Source organism: Kitasatospora sp. NPDC056531 (assembly GCF_042794375.1).
In the GTDB taxonomy this organism is placed as follows: domain Bacteria; phylum Actinomycetota; class Actinomycetes; order Streptomycetales; family Streptomycetaceae; genus Kitasatospora.
This window is the reverse complement of record NZ_JBHTTU010000310.1, coordinates 1-2,003: the sequence shown is the minus strand read 5'-3', so window position 1 is coordinate 2,003 and position 2,003 is coordinate 1. Positions and strand designations below refer to the sequence as shown.

The 2,003-nt window shown below is 69.1% G+C and carries 2 protein-coding genes; one reads left to right on the top strand and one right to left on the bottom strand.

Features of this window, described 5'->3' with window-relative positions; all coding sequences use genetic code 11:
* Positions 1–77 precede the first annotated feature (77 nt).
* Positions 78–593: a hypothetical protein gene (locus tag ACFQ87_RS45955; RefSeq protein WP_380617002.1), complete on the top strand. Its 516-nt coding sequence runs from the start codon at positions 78–80 to the stop codon at positions 591–593.
* Here the strand turns inward: ACFQ87_RS45955 and ACFQ87_RS45950 are convergent.
* Entirely contained in the window at positions 560–1,765 is a 1,206-nt protein-coding gene (locus tag ACFQ87_RS45950) for an IS110 family transposase (RefSeq protein ID WP_380617001.1), read from the bottom strand. The two genes, ACFQ87_RS45955 and ACFQ87_RS45950, sit on opposite strands and share 34 nt — an antisense overlap.
* Positions 1,766–2,003 lie beyond the last annotated feature (238 nt).

The following is a 2,003-nucleotide window of genomic DNA, read 5'->3' as shown; positions in this document are numbered from 1 at the left end:
CGGGGGGGGGTGCCTCTATGGGGTTCGTCAAGGAAATCGGGCTGCGGTCGGGTGGCACCGGCAGGCAGCATGGCGGCATGCCGGATCTGCTGTGGGACAACGTCAAGGACTTCTTCGACCCTGACCTGATGGGCGCTCTGCCGGACGTCTGTGTGGAGGGCGCCTCGGTCGAGGACTGGCAGTCGGTGTTTGACCTGGTCCGGTCGTGCGGCTGGGTGTGGGAGTACTGGGAAGGCGACGTCCTGCTGCCGTTGCCCTCGGCGGAGGCGGTGTTGTCGCGTCCTGCCGACGCGGACACGGCCATGCTGCGGGTGTGGCCTGTTGCGGGCGTACTGGCGAACTTTTGGCCGATGTCGTCGGGTGAGATCGATTTCGATGTCGACCTTCGGGAACTGCAGGGTCAGGACGGGGTGGACAATCTGTGCGGCTTCCTGGACTCGATCGGACGCCGGCTGGGCAAGCCCGTGCGGATGACTGCGGAGGGCGACTGGGGGAACCCGGTGCTCGGGTTCGAACCGGCGGCGGACCGTGTGGTGCTGCTGGCAGATCCCCGTGGAGTTCAACTGTCAGCCGCTGCGGGCCGGGACTCGTAGAAGGTGCCGTCGCGGAGCATGGCGAACAGGACATCGACCCGGCGTCTGGCCAGGCACAGGAGCGCTTGGGTGTGACGTTTGCCCTGGCTGATCTTCTTGTCGTAGTAGGCCCGGGAAGCCGGGTCGCTGAGCGAGGCGAACGCGGCCAGGAAGAACGCCCGTTTCAGCTGCTTGTTGCCCCGGCGGGACGGTTGCTCGCCGCGTATCGAGGACCCGGAACTGCGGGTCGCTGGGGCGAGCCCGGCGTAGGAGGCGAGATGGGCGGCGGTCGGGAACGCGCTCGCGTCGCCGACGTCGATCAGGACCCGGGCACCGGTCCTGGTCCCGATGCCGGGCATGGAGGTCAGGATCTTGGACAGCGGATGCTCGTCCAGCAGTTCCTCGATGCGCTTCTCCAGGAGCTTGCGCTGGTCAAGGACGGCCCGCAGTGAGCCGGCCAGACTCGGCACGATCAGCGCGGCCGCCTCGGTGCCCGGGACGACAACGGTCTGCTCGTCGAGCGCGGTGAGGACGTCTTCGACGAGGCGCTCGAACATGCGCGGGGCCAGGGGCCGGACGACGCCGAGAAGGCGGCGGCGTCCTGCCTTGCGCAGGGCGGCCGGTGAGCCGAACCGCTCCAGCAGGGCCAGGACCGCCGGGTGGTCGATCCTGGGCCCCAGCACGCGCTCCATGTGCGGGTGGATCTGGGTGAGCAGGCCGCGCAGGCGGTTTGCGATGCGGGTCGCTTCGCCGGCGAGGTCGTCGTCGAAGCCGACGATCATCTCAAGTTCGGCGATGGTCTCGTCGGTGAGCTCGATGCCGCGCAGGGTGTGCGGCATGGTGCGGGCGGCGTCCGCGATGACGAAGGCGTCGCGGGCGTCGGTCTTGGCCTCGCCGGGGTAGAGGTCGGCGATGCGGCGCATCGTCAGGCCGGGCAGGTAGGCGACGCGGCAGCCGGCGTCCCGGGCGACCGCCAGGGGCAGGGCGCCGATGGAGGCTGGCTGGTCGACGACGACCAGGACTGTGCCGTGCTTGGCGGTGAGCTTGTCCAAGACGGCCCGCATCTTGGGCTCGCTGTTCGGCAGGCGCTTGTCGAAGACCCGCTTGCCGGCCCGGGTCACTGCGGTTCCGTGGTGTTCGCCCTTGCCGACGTCCAGGCCGAGGAAGACGTCCACGTCGCCGGTGTCGATCACGCTGATCCCTTACGAGGTCGTGCTGTCCCGGCCTCGTTGGCGTGGCACCAGTCGCCGGCATCCACGTTACGAAGAGCCTCCCAGCACGCTGGTGGTCCTGCCTCTATCAGCGGTCTACCGATGCCTCCGGCCCGGTGACACCACCCCCCGGATCATGCGAACTACAGGGGGGAACAGTCATGCCGGACCGGAGGCCGGGAGCCCCATTGCGGGGCCACCAAGAAGGTAACGGGGGGGG